15 protein-coding genes are annotated in these 19383 nt (G+C 35.6%); 5 read left to right on the top strand and 10 right to left on the bottom strand.

Translation table 11 applies throughout. From position 1 onward, the window contains the following. Positions 1-34: 34 nt before the first annotated feature. The gene (locus AB1280_RS20755; RefSeq protein ID WP_272191415.1) at positions 35-412 is read right to left on the bottom strand and encodes a hotdog fold thioesterase; all 378 of its coding nucleotides are present in this window, start codon (positions 410-412) and stop codon (positions 35-37) included. A 94-nt stretch (positions 413-506) separates the two neighbouring features. Between AB1280_RS20755 and AB1280_RS20750 the strand changes: the two genes are divergently transcribed. From AB1280_RS20750 to AB1280_RS20730, 5 genes are all read left to right on the top strand, one after another. After that, the gene (locus AB1280_RS20750; protein ID WP_429756852.1) at positions 507-1250 is read left to right on the top strand and encodes a DUF3298 and DUF4163 domain-containing protein; all 744 of its coding nucleotides are present in this window, start codon (positions 507-509) and stop codon (positions 1248-1250) included. Positions 1251-1300: 50 nt separating this feature from the next. After that, entirely contained in the window at positions 1301-1891 is a 591-nt protein-coding gene (locus AB1280_RS20745) for a biotin transporter BioY (protein ID WP_429756851.1), read from the top strand. A gap of 304 nt (positions 1892-2195) precedes the next feature. Continuing rightward, complete coding sequence (gene murJ, locus AB1280_RS20740) at positions 2196-3752, top strand: murein biosynthesis integral membrane protein MurJ (protein WP_429756850.1); 1557 nt, start codon at positions 2196-2198, stop codon at positions 3750-3752. Continuing rightward, a complete protein-coding gene (locus AB1280_RS20735) occupies positions 3745-4812 on the top strand; it encodes a glycosyltransferase (protein ID WP_272191419.1) in 1068 nt (355 codons plus the stop codon). The genes murJ and AB1280_RS20735 overlap by 8 nt, the downstream gene beginning before the upstream one ends. A gap of 12 nt (positions 4813-4824) precedes the next feature. After that, positions 4825-6201, top strand: a complete 1377-nt coding sequence (locus tag AB1280_RS20730; protein WP_429756849.1) for an O-antigen ligase family protein — start codon at positions 4825-4827, stop codon at positions 6199-6201. 24 nt (positions 6202-6225) lie between these two features. On the opposite strand, the gene AB1280_RS20725 is transcribed toward AB1280_RS20730, so the two are convergent. The 9 genes from AB1280_RS20725 to AB1280_RS20685 all read right to left on the bottom strand — a co-directional run bounded on the left by AB1280_RS20725 (position 6226) and on the right by AB1280_RS20685 (position 19329). After that, positions 6226-8772, bottom strand: a complete 2547-nt coding sequence (locus tag AB1280_RS20725) for a YfhO family protein (protein ID WP_272191421.1) — start codon at positions 8770-8772, stop codon at positions 6226-6228. A gap of 118 nt (positions 8773-8890) precedes the next feature. Beyond that, on the bottom strand, positions 8891-11590 hold the full coding sequence (locus AB1280_RS20720) for a YfhO family protein (protein WP_429756848.1): 2700 nt from the start codon (positions 11588-11590) through the stop codon (positions 8891-8893). An 80-nt stretch (positions 11591-11670) separates the two neighbouring features. Next, the gene (locus AB1280_RS20715; RefSeq protein ID WP_272191423.1) at positions 11671-12093 is read right to left on the bottom strand and encodes a GtrA family protein; all 423 of its coding nucleotides are present in this window, start codon (positions 12091-12093) and stop codon (positions 11671-11673) included. 12 nt (positions 12094-12105) lie between these two features. Continuing rightward, a complete protein-coding gene (locus AB1280_RS20710; protein ID WP_272191427.1) occupies positions 12106-13110 on the bottom strand; it encodes a glycosyltransferase family 2 protein in 1005 nt (334 codons plus the stop codon). Between the two features lie 140 nt (positions 13111-13250). Then, positions 13251-14135 carry a UTP--glucose-1-phosphate uridylyltransferase GalU gene (gene galU / locus AB1280_RS20705; RefSeq protein WP_272191428.1) on the bottom strand — a complete coding sequence of 295 codons (885 nt, stop codon included), beginning with the start codon at positions 14133-14135 and terminating at the stop codon, positions 13251-13253. A gap of 536 nt (positions 14136-14671) precedes the next feature. Further along, a complete protein-coding gene (locus tag AB1280_RS20700; RefSeq protein WP_429756847.1) occupies positions 14672-16399 on the bottom strand; it encodes a phospho-sugar mutase in 1728 nt (575 codons plus the stop codon). A gap of 140 nt (positions 16400-16539) precedes the next feature. After that, on the bottom strand, positions 16540-18027 hold the full coding sequence (locus AB1280_RS20695) for a leucyl aminopeptidase (RefSeq protein ID WP_429756846.1): 1488 nt from the start codon (positions 18025-18027) through the stop codon (positions 16540-16542). Between the two features lie 61 nt (positions 18028-18088). Beyond that, complete coding sequence (locus tag AB1280_RS20690; RefSeq protein WP_429757381.1) at positions 18089-18469, bottom strand: DUF309 domain-containing protein; 381 nt, start codon at positions 18467-18469, stop codon at positions 18089-18091. A 233-nt stretch (positions 18470-18702) separates the two neighbouring features. Continuing rightward, positions 18703-19329, bottom strand: a complete 627-nt coding sequence (locus AB1280_RS20685) for a 3D domain-containing protein (protein ID WP_429756845.1) — start codon at positions 19327-19329, stop codon at positions 18703-18705. Positions 19330-19383: the final 54 nt, after the last annotated feature.

Genomic DNA, 19383 nt, shown 5'->3' with positions numbered 1-19383 from the left:
ATTGGACACGCGAATAGTCCATCTCTCTTCTTATTTATCTTTTCGCTTTCACAGCAATTGTACATCTTGAAATACAAATTAAATTATTTTCTTCATCAATAATTCGAATGTCCCATACCATCGTCGTCTTTCCTTTGTGAAGCGGTGTTCCAATCGCTGTAACTATGCCGTCTCGTTTAGACAACAAATGATTTGCATTAATTTCAAGACCAAAACAAATATATTTCTCTTGATCAATTAAATTATATGTACCGACACTAGCAACTGTTTCTGCTAAAGCGACAGAAGCCCCTCCGTGTAAAAAACCAAATGGTTGATGCGTGCTTCCATGTACCGGCATCGTCGCCACAACTTTTTCCTCTGTCATTTCTAATAATTCAATACCTAACGCTTCCATTAATGTTTTAGGCATATGGCTGTCCCCTTTCGAATTCCCATAAAATGCATAATAAAATCTATTTCTTTTCAAACTATTAGTAAGTCTATAATACATGGAGGTATATTATATGAAGAAACTATTATATATCATGTTACTTTCTTTCTTCTCAATTGCTATTGTACCAAAAGAAACAATAAGTGCCCAAACATCTAACATTACAATTGAAGTGCATACTGAAACAAAAAAAGGTAAGAAACCTTATTTTGAATATCAACTCAATTACCCACAATTTCGTAACATTCTAGACAAGCAATTTCAAAAGAAAGTGAATACGTATTATGAAAAAAGCATAAATCAGTTTAAACGGAAATTAGAAAAAGAGGCAAAAACATATTATGAACAATTCAAAGAAACCGATGCTCCGTTTCATCCATATGTTGCAAATGTTGACTACAAAATTGGATTCAATACATTCCCATTACTCAGTCTGTATGTAAACTATTATCAATACACAGGCGGTGCTCATGGTATGTATGAATGGAAAGCAAATACGTTCGATGTTCAGCAGAACAAACCGCTTCACTTAGCAGATTTATTTCAAAAAGATAGTCAATATGAAAACATCATTAAGACCGAAATCATTAGACAAATTGAACACAATAAGGAGAATTTCTTTCCAGACGCTGCCGAGAAAATAATAAATGAAAAAAAACTCAAATATGTTTTAGAACAAGACAATTTAATGATTTATTTCCCATTGTATGAAATTGCACCTTACGTCAGTGGCATCCCACAATTCCGTATTCCTTATACGCTACTTCGAGAAGTGTTAAAACCGAAATACCAAAATATTTTAATTGACAATGCCTAGGCAGATTCAGTACCATATTGTTAACCAAATAACAACAGGAGGTTGACAATATGAATAAGCTTCGTGCATTAGACTTAGCTTTCGCCGCGATGTTTGTCGCACTTATGGCGATTGGCGCCAATATTACATCTTGGGCACCATTTCTACAAGTTGCAGGTGTTCCACTTTCTATGCAGCCATTTTTTGCTATTTTAGCTGGCCTTCTTCTTGGAAGCCGCCTTGGGGCCTTATCTATGATCGTTTATACATTAGTTGGAATTGCCGGAGCACCTATATTTGCTGGATTTAAAGCTGGATTTAGTCAACTATTAAGCCCAACTGGTGGATTTATTATTGCTTTCATTATCGTTGCTTATGTAACAGGAAAGATTGTTGAGCAAGTGAAAAACCCAAAATTCGGGACGTTCGCTACAGCTTCAACTGTTGGAATCATCCTTACCTATGTCATTGGAACAACTTATATGTACTTAGCTATCAATACCTGGATGGGTGGTCACATTAGCTATGTAGCTGCTTGGAAAATTATGATGTGGTTTGCGGTAAAAGATATTATCTTTACAGTCATTGGTGCAGTTATTGCCCCCCGTATATACTATGCGGTTCGCCGTTCTGCCTATCAAAATAGTCGCTTCGCTTCATAAAGTGAAACTTCCATCAGTGACGCTTTTCTCACTGATGGTTAGTTGAACCAATCGGGCTTTTACGGGTAGTTAGTTTTCTTCCCTGCTCTTTTTCAGCCCTTACTGCCCACGAATAGCGGGATAAAGTGAAACTTCCATTGTTTGTGGAAATCATTATTGTCTTTTATTACGAGCTAAAGAGGATATTCTCCTATTGGATGATATCCTCTTTTTCATGGCTATTACTAAGATATATATTTGATTTTTACATACAAATAAATTATGCTTGAAAAAGAATTAAATTAAAGTAAGGATTTGATTAAAAATGAGTAGGGAAGCCTCTCAAGACAAGACAAAAAAATTTCTCATTGTAACACTATTTTTTACACTTGGGACAGCTTTAGGAAAACTACTTGGATTCGCAAAAGAAGTAACACTTGGAGCTTATTTCGGTACAAACTATGCGGTTGATGCATATGTTGTCGCTTTAAATATACCTACGATTGTTTTTACCGGTATCACAGGGGCTTTCGCCTTTTCTTTCATTCCTATCTTTATGGAGTTAAAGGGAAAAGATCCGGTTAAAGCATATCGATTCATGAATAACTTTTTAAACATTGTTCTACTTATTTTTTTGATTCCGCTTTTGCTCATTGAATTGCAGCCCCGCTTCTTCATTTCACTATTTGCGCACGGGCTCCCAGAGCAAACAGCTTTGTTATCAGCTTACTTAATACAAATTATTTTCCCGACCGTGTTTTGTACATTCATGATCGATATTTTTAATGCTTATTTAAACAGCTTACATAAATTTCGCATTACAAGTATGCAATGGGTTGTATTAAACGGAATTACACTTATTATTTTTGTGGCTCTTGTACAATGGATTGGAATTTATGCACTTGCACTAGGTGTTATTGTCGGAAACATCGTACAAAATATACTCGTTTATGTCGCTTCCAAGAGGGAAGGATATCGTTATCAATTTATAATCGACTTTAAAGACCCTTCTTTAAAGACGATGATTAATTTGAGCATCCCTGCTTTTATTACAAGTACGTCTGTTCAAATTAATCTACTTGTTGATCGTACACTAGTCTCTGGATTAAATGAAGGATCTATTGCGGCGCTTAATTATTCCCAAAAGCTATACTTTATTCCGCTTGGGTTAATTGCTGCTCCAGTCTTAACTGTTATGTATCCTAAATTTGTTGGGTACGCAACTCAATCAAATTGGAAAGACTTCGCAAAATTAATGGAAACAAATATAAAGGTGCTGTTATATTTATTTATTCCTGTCTTTATTTATTTCACCTTTTTTACAGAGGAAATTGTCAAAGTGATTTATAACTATGGGGCATTTGGGAAAGATTCTATAATAATGACAGCAACCGCGTTACAATTTTACGCGTTGGCTGCCCTCATGCAGCCATTAAAGGACTTACTTGATCGCTTGCTTTTTTCTTTGAAGCTGAATCGATACATTATGTATGCATCAATTATTTCCATGATTATAAATGTTATATTATGTATTATACTTGTTAACCAGATTGGTTTAGCTGGTGCAGCTCTTTCCACTTCAATAGCATCGGCGAGCACTGTACTTATGCTATTATGGATGCTCCAAAAATTCATGAAAGAGAAAGAACAGGTGAACTTGCGCTACGGTGGCTTTTTACTCAAATGTACTGTTGCATCTTTTGTAAGTTTGTATACTTCCAAACTGCTGCTTCATTTCTTACATGATACAAAGTTGCTTATCTTATTAGCAATAGCAATTGGTGCCATCGTTTACTTACTCGTCACTTACACATTAAAGATAAAGGAGCTACAACAATTGCTATCGCTATTTTTAGGTAGAAGGAAGGATATAAATGAATAAAATTATGTACCTTTTAAATTATATCGGGGATGGAGGATCAGAAAAATACGTTCTAGATTTAATCGAATCTATCGGTCCAGAGCACTGTATCCTTGTATATTCTATCCCTGGTCCTTTCTTAAAAAAGTTTGAACAATTAAACGTACCGATGTACCGCATTAACATGCGTCATCCTTTTGATATACAAGCTGCTATGCAATTAAAGAAGATTATAAAAAAAGAAAACATCGATATTGTTCATGCGCAATTTTTACGCGAAAACTATATTGCGATTTTAGCTAAACTATTAGGTGCCCCTGTGCGGGTCATTTGGACGTATCACGTAAATGTGCCGATGCCATTTCACCTAAAGTGTAGCAATTCCTTTTTTACTCGCTATAATGATGCCATCATTTGCATCTCTCAATTTATGAAGCAGCAACTATGCCAAAAGGGCGTACCAGAAAATAAGATACATGTTATTTATAACGGCGTTGCAGATCCATATACAGATGTTCCTCTTTCTCAGCCTGGGCCGAAAAAAATTGCTGTGATCGGGAGGCTAAGCAGAGAAAAAGGACAGCCGTTCTTATTAACAAGCTTGCAAAAACTAAAAGCTCTGCACCCATCTTTAAGGTGGCACTGCGATATTATCGGTGAAGGGCCATTAAAAAAAGAATTATCAACTATGATTCAAGAGTTATCACTAGGCGAGCATGTATCATTAAAAGGATTTCAAGACGATATTATAAAAGAGTATACAGAACATGATATTATTGTGATTCCATCAGAAAATGAAGGATTATCCTATGTCGCTATCGAAGCAATTGCTATGAAAAAACCTGTGATTGCAACAAATGTCGGTGGCTTGCCAGAAGTAATTGTTCATAATCAGTCAGGACTATTAATACCGTTTGGATCGGAAGAAACATTAGCTGCTTCCTTAGCTCAATTATTACAAGATGAAAAATTATATCATTCCTTAGCAGAGTGCGGACGCGAACATTATTTACAAAACTTCACTTTCTCAAAAATGGTGAAAGAAGTTACAACAATTTATCGCATACCATCATCATGTTAAAGGAGAATATATATGACACATTCAACTCGCTTCTACTATATATGGGCAAGTATCTTCTTCATTCTATTGGGATTACTGTTTTCATCAACTTATACCGGGCTCTTCATTTCTTTCGTACTAGCATGTGCTGCTTTTCGAGATGAAAAGCTCGGTATTGCTTATTTATTACTATTTATTCCGATGCGCCCTTTTCTCGTTGCTTTTAACCCTGGGCTAAAGTTTATCGGTCTATTTATCATCATTGCGCTCTTATTTCGTCTATTATTACAATATCGCAATAATATTTCAAAGCTTTTTTCATTCCGGTACTTTGAAGTATTATATTTTCTTTTCTGCTTGTTTGGTGCTGGAATCGGTCTATTAAACGGCGTTTCATTCATTGCAATCGCTATGCAATTACACACACTGCTTCTATTTTATTTTTTATACTATATTGTTTCTCGTATCACTGTTCAGCATGATGATATCGTATTTTTTGCGAAGATTACCTTTATCGCGTCTAGCATTATGTCTGTACAAGGTTTAATTGAAAAACTATCACTGCGCACTCTTGTTTTGCCAGAGGCTTGGAAAGCTCTTGTCCTCGCTCCGACAAATAAAATTCGGATATACGGCATGGCCGGCGGTCCAAATGAATTAGCTTTATATTTGACGTTAGCTTTTCTCATTTCTTTATACGTTCTTCAACACGTATCAGGGAAAATGAAATATGTCACATATACAGGGCTTACGCTTATTGCCACAACATTATGGCTCACGTATTCACGCGGTGCATTTCTGACAGTTATCGTCTTTATGCTTATCTATCTATGTATCCACCGAAAGATTCCAATTTGGAGATCATTGCTAGTCATCTCCCTTTTGTCCTTCCTATGTGCAACATGCATCTCAAAAATGACAAACTATTTAGAGGGAGAGCAAGTAGGTGTAAAACGATTTACAGAAGCATTATCAGAAGACACAGTTGAACTTAGTAAACAAGACGGACGCATTTACTACGTAAAAAAAGCAGTTGAAATCTTTCAAGATAAGCCGATTACTGGCTATGGACTAGGTACATTTGGGGATGCTGCTACGCAAACTTTTTCATCACCTATTTACGAAAAATACGAGATTACATGGAATTTTTATTCTGACAATCAATACATTCAAATACTCGCTGAAACAGGTATCATTGGCGTTCTCTTATGTGCAGGATTTACATTTGGATTCCTTTCTATTCTTTGGAAATATAGGAGAAAAGCACCGTTTGCTCCTCTTACTTTATATTTAATAGTTGGAGCGATTATTGGAAGCGCTTTTTATAACATATTAGAAAATGCTTCATTTATGATGTATTTCTTTTTAACAGCCGGGTATATACAGCATGCTACGAAAAAAAGCTACTGAGAATTCAGTAGCTTTTTTCTTATACTATTTCTTTCGTAACTTTCTTACCTGTACAATCGTAAACAATATAGTAAGGATGATGCTGACGCCAGAAATAATCATACCAAGTTTTAATCCCGGAGAATGATAAGAAAGCACAACGTCATGATTACCAGCTGTTGCTTTCACTCCTAACAACCCATCCACAACTGCTGTTGTAGGCTGCTCTTTCCCGTCGATTGTAACTGACCAGCCAGCATCATAAGGAATTGGGAAGACAAATGTAGCGTCCTTCTTCAATGCAACATTTCCCTTAACCATTTTTCCCGAGTTTTCCGTAACCTTCATACTACTTTTTTGTAATGCTTTTATTGTCTCATTAAATTTGTCTATATCTAATCCATAGAACTGTAAACCTTTTAATGAAAAGATATCTTCCTGTTCAACTTTGATCTTCATCGTTGTAATCCCATTTGTCGGAAAATATCCAAAATCAATTAACGTTTTTTCGATATCTGGTGGTAAATAACATGGATACTTTTCATTCACCATAATTTCTTTCCAGTTTTCAATCCCAGTAGCTAATCCGTATAATTGAACTTCTTTCGGTATATTTACTTGAACCGTAATATATCCCGGTTTTTCCTTATTAACTCGTTCATATTTTCCTTCTTGTCCTGAAACAGCCGCCATATTTTCCAATGAAATCTTTGGATCTTCTAGCTTTTTAAATAGCGTTCCTTCTTTTATATTAATCAATTTTTCTTGGAAAACAAATGGATTTTCTTCATCTTTAGAAGGTATATGTTCGATCGGATAACCAAATGGAATCATATTGTTAACCTTAAACACATTAGCAAAGCCAAATTGATTTATTTTTTCATGCCCATATTTCGGTACGCTACCGTCTTCAATTTTATACCCAATTTTTAAAATCGCATCCATGAGCAACGTGTCCCCATGGTTATTGGCTACTAAAAGGTCTGGAGACGTTGAATAGCCCGTTAGCTTTAAAAAGCGATGAAATGATCCATTTGCCATCGAGTTAAATGTTTGGAAAGATGGATAATCATATTGTAAGGAATCATTTAGTGTTCGGGAATATTTAGTACTTACGTGATAACGCTCTGTATTCATTTCATTTACATATTGAATAGCTTGTTTCGCAGTTTGGTTCAATTCGTACTCATCACGCTTTGTATAAGCCATTTCTCTATGTAGTCCATGAATATATTTTCTTGTATTAAAACCTATATCGCATATTAAACATAGAAGTAATAATCCTGTCGTTATTTTTGTTAATGATGGTTTCATCATGCGAATATGCAATACGACCACGATAAACGTAATAAGGATAGCATTTATGATCAGTGTCTTACTATGAACTACTTCATAATGTTTCACTGACAATGCATACAATAAAATCAAATGAATAATATAACTAATCCATAATGGCAATACATCTTTTCGACTGATATGTTGAAATACTCTCGCTGCCATAAAAACAACTAACATTACAAAGACAAACGCAAAACGATATGGGTATGCATTTGGCCACTTATTTCCATGCCAAGCTAAATTTAAAAATGGAATTGCAAAACTACAAATTAAGAACAAAAATACAGCTATGGATAAGCACTTTTCTCGTTTATTAATTCCTTTATTTACAAAGTATAAAGGTAATAATACGAGTACTAATATAGATGCATATACATTCGGAATACCAAATAAACTCGAATCATACCCACCAGATAATAACTTCCAATAGAAAAGAAGTAAATCCAGCTTCCATTCTAATTTGAACTCCGTTGAACCGATACTATATGGGTTACTCTTTAACGCTTCAAGAGTTGGAAGAATAATCACCGCTCCTATGCCAGCAGCTAATCCCGTTCCGAGACAGAAAAGAAGAAAATATTTCCCCCACGTTTTTATGGCCCGGAACTCATATTGTGTAAAGAGTCGAATTATAAAATAAAGGAATGTAAAAATCCCAAACATAAAGGAAATGTAGAAATTTGCGATAAACATAATTGCTAACGAAAACGTAAAGAAAATAATCTTTTTATCTCGTAAAAGTTTTTCAACTCCCATTAAAACGACAGGTAGAAATACAATCCCATCTAGCCACATGACATGAAACGAATAGGCCATAACAAAGCCTGATAATGCATAAGCTGTTGAAAACAATAACAACCCTTTATGCTCTTTACCTATCACATAACGTAAAAACAAGCCGCATGTTACTCCTGCAAACCCTACTTTTAAAAGAGTAATCAGAAAAATAAATTCCGGAAGGTTTGCTTTATTAAAGAAGTAAAGAAGAATAGAAAACGGACTTGATAAATAATAAGCAAATGTTCCAATAAAGTTAATTCCCCCGCCTAACTCCATTGTATATTGTAAACTCTTTCCTTCTGTAAATACACTATGTAAATAAGAATAAAATTGAACATATTGCGTGCTTAAATCACTAATTAATACTGAATATTTTCCAAACGGATACATACCAAATATAGCATAACTTAAAAGCAGTATCCCGAATGGAATGAAAAAGAACAAAACCCCATACAACCCTCTTAATTGTTTCATTATTTTATGCTCCCGTTTCATTTTTTTGTATACTTGCCTTTTTTCACATAAATGAACATATAAAAATCCTCCCTAAACAGGTTCTGCTACCCCTGCTTAGAAAGGATTCTCTTTCACATTACTTCCTCTTCTTTGGCACGATCAAACAAAGAACAACCGCTGCCAGTAAGCTAATAACAGAAACGATGACCCCTACTACAAATCCAGGGGATGTATACTTCAATTCAATTGTATGTGTTCCTTTTGGTAGTTCTACACCAAGAAATGCATCATTTAATTTCAGTACTTTCCCATCTTTTCCGTCAACTGTTACTTTCCATCCTTTATCATATGGGATAGATAAGAAAAGAAGATTATCTTGTTTTACATCAATCTTTCCTTGAATGCTGCGACCAGTGTAGTTTGTGATGTTCAATGGTTGTTGTTTTAATTCATCTACACGTTGTTCAAATGTATCTATGTCGAGTCCATAGAACAACTGTTGATCTAATTCAACAGATTGGCGTTTTACCTTCACTTCTACTTCTACTTTTTCATTTTCAAAGGAGCCTAGATCAAGTATACCATTGTTCCAATAATAAGATGGATAATCAGACACGTCGCTGTCTGGTCCCTCACCGATTGTTTTACCTAATGTTTTTCCATTTACGTAAACCTTTGTTACACCAGTTGGTTCCACACGTAATTTTGTATATAACTGTTGTTTTCCTTTAACGTCAAACACATATTTAATGCTCGCTGTCTTATCCTCTTGTTGTCTAACTAACTGAATTGTTTTTTGGTTTGTAAGAGCTGCTTTTTTCTTCTCTGCAGCAAGTTGCTTTTTACTTTTTTCTGCATCATCTGCTACTGCCAAGTTATTATATTGAACAGAAATTGGTTCAAGCGGCTTATAATAACTAACAGTTTGTCCATTTAACTTGCCAATCAGTTTATTTTGCTCTTCAAATGAGTTTGTATAATTCGTTTTTTGAACCTTTAATTTCTCTTTGCCTTTTGTATCAAACTCATCTTTATTGACCATATATCCAAACGGAAGAGCATTTTTATTCTCGTATACGGAAATATCTCCGACACTGTCAACTTTGTCAAAACCATATTTATTTAATGGACGATCCGAAATCATATACTTCATACCAAATAAGGCATCAGTTGAAACAATTCCTTTGCCATTTTGCAAAATTAACGCGTCCAAATAACCGTAACCTAAATCTTGCATATACAAATTCAAGTGTCCATTCGCAACAGAATTGAAATGAGTAAGTCCTTTATACCCAAAGCGCATTGCGTCATTCCAAGTTCTTCCCATTGTCGTTTCCATGCGATAGAGCCCTTTATCTTTTTCAGCCACTTTTTGAATTGTTTCTTCATATCTCGGATATGGAGATGCATATTCTTGGCGATTAATGTAGCCATACTCATAGCCCATTAACTTAATCATATATACTGTGTTAAGTGCAACATCTAATCCAACTACAACTACTAATGCGAAAGATACCAATGCTTTGTTCTTTTTCACTCGAACTTTTGCGTATAGTAACAGCGCATAGACAACAATGAAAAAGATGTTTGCCATCATTTTGTTGGATTGCATATAAGAAGGTGCTACTTTTCCAAGTAAAACAATCATAAATAGGTTAAAGAAAACAACCTTTTTCAATGCTGGTAATAATTCTTCTCCAAAGATCATAAACGTTCGAACAGCCACATAAATCAGTAAAAATGACAATACAAACGAATAACGATATGGGAAATTTGTTGGCGGTTCAAAGCCATGCCAAGCAATATTTAAAAATGGTATTTCAAACGAAAGAACGATAAAGAGCATTACAGCCCCGTATATAATTTTTTCTTTTAATGAGATTTTCTTTGTTACAAAGAATAATGGAACAAGTAAGAGTGTTAATACACCAGCATACACGTTTGGCATTCCATTAACCGTTGTATCGGTAATTCCATTAAAGAAACGACTATAAAAATCAAATGGGTCAAAATTAAACGCTGTAGAAAATGGCAGTTTCGTACGCTCTGCAAAGTTGCTCTTTAAGTCCATATACGTCGGCAGTATGATAAATGCTGCCATTCCAGCTGCTAAACCTGTTCCAATACAGAACCATACAAACTTTTGCATAAATTGCTTTACATTACGGACGTCATACAGGACACAGAAACGCGCCACAAAGTAAATAAATGTAAAGATTCCTACCATATAAGAAATATAGAAATTTGTAATAAACGTAAGAGATAAACTAAAAATAAACAATCCGAATTTTTTAGTCGTCAACAATTTCTCAATTCCAAACATAATGAGTGGCAATAAATAAATTGCATCCAACCACATAACACAGAAAGAATACACTGTTACAAATGACATTAATGCATAAAAAGTTGAGAATAATGCGATTGTAATCTCACGACGCTTCATCATATGACTTAAATAATGCGTCATTGTCACACCAGCTAATCCAACTTTCAATAATGTTATAACCATAATTGCTTCTGGAATATGAGCACGGTCAAAAAAGAGAATTAAAATAGAAAACGGGCTTGCTAAATAGTAGGCAAATACACCAAGAAAATTTAGTCCCATTCCGCCTTCCCAACTATAAAAAATGCTTTTCCCATTTTTTATAACATCATATAAATATGTGTAAAACTGTACATACTGTGTGTGCAAATCAGTAACAAGAATTGATTTTTCTCCAAATGGAGCAATACCAATCAGTATAAACATTACACCATAAATAGAAAACGGAAGGAAGAAAGCTAATGCATATAAAAATTTCTTCTTCTTAAATAAATCTAACAGTTGTTGCATTATACTCCTCCATATCATTTCTAGTTCGAAAATATATGTATAAAAAAACAATAGCCGGCACAAGCCAAGCTATTTGTTTTTTATGCATTTTGGCCTTGTTTCACTTCGACCTTCTTTTTAAAAATTATATATTTGCTTGCAAAATAATTAACAACTACAACAATAACATTCGCGATAATTTTAGATACTAAATCATTGATACCTAACCATTCGATTAATGCAATCATGGAGAAGAGATCGATGAAGTACGATAAAACGCGAAATCCCATAAAATAGAAAAATTCTTTCATTGCATGGGCAAAGCTTGTTGGTTGACTTTTAAATACGTACTTTTTATTTGTAAAATATGCAAACAACACAGATACAATCCATGCGATTGTCGTAGCAACTTTGTAATCCATGCCAGCCAAAGTTGCACAAACATAATACATAACAATATTAACCAGCGTCGTTAAACCGCCAAAAAGCAAATAGTTAAAGATTTCCTTCGTTCTGTTATTCACGTTCTTAATCTCCTAACGATTTGATTTTACTTTATGATCTTCTACGCGATATAACTTTGCTGTTGGCTTTTCATCCAAATTTGTTACTTTATCATCGTTATACTCATCTACAAAGTATAGTGGACGATTTTTCGTTTCGTTAAAGATACGGCCTAAATATTCACCGATAATTCCAATGGAAATCAACTGTACTCCACCAAGGAATAAAATCGCTGTCATCATCGATGGATATCCAGTTACAGATTCACCATACATCATCGTTTTAATAATAATCCAAAGCATATAACAAAACGCACCAAATGATACAGTAAATCCGAAGAAAGATGCAAGACGTAATGGAGCCGTTGTAAAGGATGTAATTCCTTCAATTGCTAAATCGATTAGCTTAAAGTAGTTCCATTTCGTTTCACCAGCTGCGCGTGGATCACGGTCGAATAAAATTTCTTTCTTATTGTATCCAATCCAACTGAACATTCCTTTTGTATAACGCTGTGTTTCACGAATTTTCTTTAATGCTTCCACGCAACGTCTATCCAGTAAACGGAAATCTCCTGTATTTTCTTGAATTGGGATTCTTGTTGTTTTCTTTAATAGGCTATAGAATTTTCCAGCTGTCCATTTTTTCGCCCAAGATTCTCCTGCACGAGAACGTCTTTTTGCATAAATATCATCATAACCCTGCTCCCAATATTGAATCATTTCTGGGATTAATTCTGGCGGATCTTGTAAATCAGCATCAATAATGATAACTGCATCTCCCGTCGCATGATCAAGTCCTGCGATCATCGCCGTCTCTTTTCCAAAGTTACGAGATAAGTCTACATAGGAAATGCGTTTATCGCGCACTCGAAATTCTTTGATCATATTTAATGTATTATCTTTACTTCCATCATTCACAAATAAAATCTCGAAGTTGTAGTTTGGCACCGACTCAATTACGCCCGTTAACCGACTATACAGTTGATCTAACACTTCTTCTTCATTGTATGCCGGTACTAAAATTGTAATGGTCTTCAAAGAAGGTACCCCTTTCTTTTTCAAATTTTCTCAGTAAAGAACAATTTATAAGCACAGATTAGACATAGTAAATTGGATGTTTCCCTTAGAATACCTCATTCTCCAATTCACTATGTCTAATCTTACACATCTATCAATAATTAATTTTTAACTGCTCGTTCTTGCACTAGTTTTTGCATAATTTGTAGTAAATCTTCTTTTAATTCGTCATGTTGCAGTGCCATTTCAATTGTTGTTTGAATAAAGCCAAGCTTCTCACCAACATCATAACGTGTTCCTTCAAAATCGTAAGCGAATACGCGTTGAATTTCGTTTAGATTTTGAATTGCATCCGTTAATTGAATCTCACCGCCAGCACCGATATGTTGCTCTTCTAAGAAACGGAAGATTTCAGGTGTTAAGACATAACGACCCATAATCGCTAAATTTGAAGGTGCTGTACCTTGTGCTGGTTTTTCAACAAATTGTTTTACTTGATAACGACGGCCATCTTTTTCTAATGGATCAATAATACCGTAGCGATGTGTTTCATCTTCTGGAACTGTTTGCACACCAATTACAGATGATAATGTTTTTTCATACTCATCGATCAATTGTTTTAAGCAAGGTGTTTCTGCTTGCACAATATCGTCTCCAAGTAATACAGCAAACGGCTCATCACCAATGAATTTACGCGCACACCATACTGCATGGCCTAAACCTTTTGGTTCTTTTTGACGGATATAGTGAATATCAACCATTTTAGAAGAAGCTTGTACCTTTTCAAGTAGCTCATACTTTTTCTTTTCTAATAAATTTTGCTCTAATTCAAAAGCATTATCAAAATGATCTTCAATTGCACGTTTTGTTTTGCCTGTAACGATAATAATATCTTCAATACCTGCAGCAACTGCTTCTTCAACGATATATTGAATTGTTGGTTTATCAACAATCGGTAACATTTCCTTTGGCATTGCTTTCGTTGCTGGTAAAAAACGTGTTCCAAGACCAGCAGCAGGAATAATAGCTTTTCTTACTTTTTTCATGTTTACAACCTCTTTCTTTATGGTTTTACATGGCGAACATTTTTTTATTTCCTATCAGTTAATTTATCCTACACAGGATAAATTTATTGTACAAAGCACACTTAATATAGAGAACATAAATATGAAGTACGTCGTCATATTAACTCTTGTATAGTATCTCTCTAGGAATCTTACACCCTTTTTGCTTTATAATCTTCCCTTGTTTTTTATGACAAAGTGACATTCCCTACAAATTTTACATGATTGTCTCTTCATTAGTCAAGGTTTCCTCTAACTTGTCATAGATTGATAACATAATAAACGAACGATATTTCAACTGGTTCTGCGAAAGAAATCCTTTATTTTGAGAAGCCACTCCCCATGAAACAGTTTGTTACGCGTAGTTATTTTACCATTATTTCCCTACGACGAAGAATTCCCAATACATGTACCTTTTACTTATTTATTAATTCTTTATGCAATAAAAAAAAGGGATTCCTCCCTTTTTTTATCCCGCATTAACGGGCAGTAAGACCCCCACTAATGGAAGTTTCACTTTATTGTACTCGATTCATAATAGCTTTTTTAATCTCCTCAAGCTTCTCTTCACTATGTTGTAAGGAATCTCCTTGTACACCGAAGTAAAACTTGATTTTCGGCTCTGTTCCGGATGGGCGTAAGCAGAACCAAGATCCATCTGCCAAATAATACTTTAATACATTTGATTTTGGTAATTTGATTTCTTCTGTCGCATTTTCTTCTACTTTTGTTCTAACGCTCGCTTTATAATCTTCAGCAATCGTTACCTCTAAGCTCGCAACTTCTGTCGGTCTATTTTCACGGAACGATGTCATCATATTTTGAATTTGTTCTGCTCCATCTTTTCCTTTTAACGTTAAGGAAACAAGTCCTTCACGGAAGTATCCGTACTTTTCAAACACTTCAAGTAAACCATCATATAATGTTTTACCTTGTGCTTTATAATATGCGGCAACTTCACATGCAAATAATACAGATTGTACCGCATCTTTATCACGGCAGAACGGACGAATTAAATAGCCGTAGCTTTCTTCATAGCCGAACTGGAACTCATATTCTCCGCTCGCTTCATATTGCTTAATTTTTTCACCGATAAATTTAAAGCCAGTTAACGTATCGATTGTATCAAGTCCATAAGATTTTGCAATTGTACGTCCTAACTCGGATGTAACGATTGTTTTTAATACAACACCGTTTGCTGGTAAAATACCTTGTTCTTTCTTTTGTGATAATAAGTATTCTAGCATTAAAGCACCTGTTTGGTTTCCTGTTAACACTTGATACTCACCATCATGATTACGAACTGCCACACCAAGACGATCGGCATCTGGATCTGTTGCAATTAATACATCTGCATCAATTTCTTCACCGTACTGAATTGCCAATTCAAACGCAGCATGCTCTTCTGGATTTGGTGATTTTACTGTTGAAAAGTCTGGATCTGGCTGTTCTTGCTCTTTTACAACGGTTACATTTTTAAATCCAACTGCTTCTAATCCGCGGCGCGCTGGAATATTAGATGTTCCATGCAAAGGTGAGAAGACAATTTTTAAATCTTGTCCAATTTCCTTCACAAGCTCTTTATCAAGAATTACTGTTTTTAATTGTTCTAAATATGCATCGTCAACTTCTTGACCGATAATCTGCAGGAGACCGTTTTGTTTTAGTTGCTCTACATCAGCAACCTCTACTGTCAATTCATCGCTTACATCATTTACATAATGAATCAACTCATCCGCTTCTTTTGGAGGCAATTGTCCCCCATCATCTCCATACACTTTATAGCCATTATATTCAGGCGGGTTATGGCTCGCTGTAAGAACGATACCACTGTACGTATGTAAATAGCGCACTGCAAATGACAATTCTGGCGTTGGGCGCAGACTTTCAAATACATATGTTTTAATGCCGTGAGCACCTAATGTTGCCGCTACTTCCATCGCAAACTCTGGAGATTTATGACGAGAATCATACGCAACAACAACACCGCGTGCTTTTGCTTCTTCGCCTTGCTTTTCAATGAAACGAGCTAAACCTTCTGTTGCTTTACGAACAGTATACACATTTAAACGATTTGTACCAGCGCCTAGTTCTCCGCGCATACCACCTGTACCAAATTCTAAATTTTTATAAAAGCTATCTTCAATTTTCTTTTCATTATTTTGCATTTCTTCTAATTGCTGCTTTAGCTCTGCATCTAAATCTGCAAAGGAAATCCAGCGTTCATACTCTTTTTTCCATTCCATGTTGTTTTCTCCTCTCAATCAGCATAGTCCCATTATATGAAAAAAATTATGCTTCCCTCAATATTTTTTATTTTTTTACAACATTTAATTCTCTATTTATCACGAAAAAAAGGATTGGCAAACGCCAATCCTTTCCTAACTTACTCTTCATTTCCAAACATTTCAACAAGTGTTGCTAATGTACGCACCATTGCTCCTGTTCCACCGCTTGGCCCTAAGTCATGTGCGCTACTTGTATCAGATGTTCCCGCGATGTCTAAATGCACCCAAGGTGTTTCTTCTGCAAATTCTCCAATGAATACACCTGCCATAATCGCATGGCCCTCACGTCCTGGTGAGTTATTTAAATCTGCTAACTTACTATTTCGAACACGCTCTTTATCACGTTCGAAAATTGGCAATTGCCAAATTGTCTCATCTGTTTCCATCGCTGCTTCTAACACTTGCTCATAAAATGCTTCGTTATTTGTCATAGCACCTGTTGTATGATTTCCAAGAGCAACAATAACACCACCTGTTAACGTCGCAACATCAACAAGGTAATTTGCCCCTAGCTTCTTCGCATACGTAATACCGTCAGCTAACGCTAAGCGGCCTTCTGCGTCTGTATTTAATACTTCAATCGTTTTGCCACTCATCGATGTAATCACATCATCTGGTTTAAATGCAGTTCCGCTCACCATATTATCTGTCGATGGGATAACAGCCACTACATTTTGCTCTGGGCGAAGTTCACCGATAATTTCCATAGCACCAAGGACAGCTGCCGCACCGCCCATATCACCTTTCATACCAACCATGCTTTCGCGCGGTTTTAGAGAATAACCACCTGTATCATATGTAATCCCTTTCCCAACTAAGCCGATGACATCTGTCCACTCTTCTTTCCCTTTATATAAAAGAGCAATCATTTTTGGCGGCTCTGTAGAACCTTGGTTTACCGCAAGTAGGGCGCCCATTCCAAGCTCTTCCATTTCTTCTTTCTCAAGAACTTTATAATCCATATCATACTTTTCGGCTAGTTCAACAGCATAATCTGCTAAAGCCGTTGCCGTTAGCATGTTTGGCGGCATATTCACAAGCGTCCGCGCAGAGTTTGTAGCACGTCCATGCACATAACCAACTGTTAATGCCGCTTCAATTTCTTGCGAATCTTCCTTCGTAATAACAACAAAGCTTTCTAATTGATGCGCTTCTTTTTTATCCGTTTTATATGTTACTAGCTCATATGTACCAAGGGAATATGTTTCTGCAGCAATGTGCGCTACATCAATAACATCCAGTTTTTCTGTAACAAATGAATCCAACATAAATGCAACATCTTTCACTTTTGCACTTTGCAATGTTTTCGCTAGCTTTCCAAGTGCACCGCGCAATGTTTCCGTCGTATATCTTTCTCTTTTGCCAAGGCCGACAAAGTAATAACGTTTTACATTTGTTTTTCCTAAACTATGTACTTTTGAAATGGCTTTTTTCTTTGAAGAAATTTCTTTTTCATCTAGTAGCACTTGTAAGTGTCCATCAAATGATTCGTTTAATTCTTTTACAAAACTACTCATTACTTCATCTTCAAATAAAGCAACAACTACTGCTTCATGACTTGCTAATTCTTTTTGTACTTGAAACATGACAGCACCCCCTGATTTTTCTATCCCTATTATACTCTTGTTTTCAGGAAAATGCGATAATTCAAACTTCTTCCATGTATAAAATAAATGGTGGGAAATTCGGCAAATCCTGAATTTGCTCATATGGAATTTGATTGACCTCTTCCGGTAACATTTTCCGACACGTTTGAATAAATTGTACGACTTTTTCAACATTCAAGTTCCAATAAACCTTACAATAGGGAGTTAAATACGTTTCAGCTACTTCCATCATCATTCGCGCTCCCTTTATATTCCCGTAGCTGTAATGATACTGTGCGACTGTCATTTGTAATAAACCTTTTAAAAACAAATTCCCTCGGTCCTCAAGCCACATCTCTTCTAATAAGTCATGGCACGTATAATAATCTCCTTCATTATACTTTATAAAAAACTCATAATACGCTAAAGGATAATCTTGCATCACTTCTCTCCCTTTACTGCGTTTTTTCTTCTCCATTTCACTTTATCCTGCTATTCGTAGGCAGTAATACTCCCACCTCAAATTTTGGCAAAATCAAAGAAGTTAGGTAGGACATAAACTGCCCATAAAAGCCCGATTGGTGAGGGTTAATAATCAGTGGGAGATACCCTCACTGATTAAAGTTTCACTTTATGATAACAAATGAAAAAAGTCTAGCGCTACATGCGTCTAGACTATTGTTGTTTTAAATATTGTGTGCGAAACACTTGCATTGTTTCGTCTTCATTTAAAAGCGCTAAATCTTGTTCTGTAAGTTTGCCATTTCCTACTTTCACAACGTAAACATTCACTTTTTTCTTTCCCCATTGATTATATACATCTCGCACAGTTTCATAATATAAATCAAGGCGATTTCCTTGAATTGCACCGCCTTTATCTGCCACAACACCGTAGCCATATCCAGGAACGAATAGAATTGTTCCAATCGGAAATATGCGAAGGTCAGCTGCGATTGTTGAATATATATCCCGCTTTACTTTCACCCCGGAATATGTAATCCCGTATTCAGGATGTCCTTTTGTTTTCCCTGTTGACTCCATACCAGCTGTATATCCTGTTGCAGTAACTTCCATTTGGCGATACTTTGACCAATCTTTTGCATTCTCTAAAGCACGAATAACTTCGGCACTTGGAATCGCCTGCTCATTTTGTTCAGCTGCGTGTACTACTTTCGCTCCATTCTTCTTATACATATGAAGCATTTCAGAAAGAGAGATTCCTGACATAGCTTGCCAAGTTACACACAATGCAGCTACAAATAAGCAAACCATTATCATGCGAATGCTATATCGTTTTATCATTTTCGTTTTCCACACTCCTTCATCGTTATTGTGCCCCAATCGATGAAGAAATTA

The sequence above is a fragment of the Bacillus sp. S10(2024) genome (genome assembly GCF_050473865.1).
In the GTDB taxonomy this organism is placed as follows: Bacteria; Bacillota; Bacilli; order Bacillales; family Bacillaceae_G; genus Bacillus_A.
This window is presented reverse-complemented; position numbering and strand designations above follow the sequence as displayed.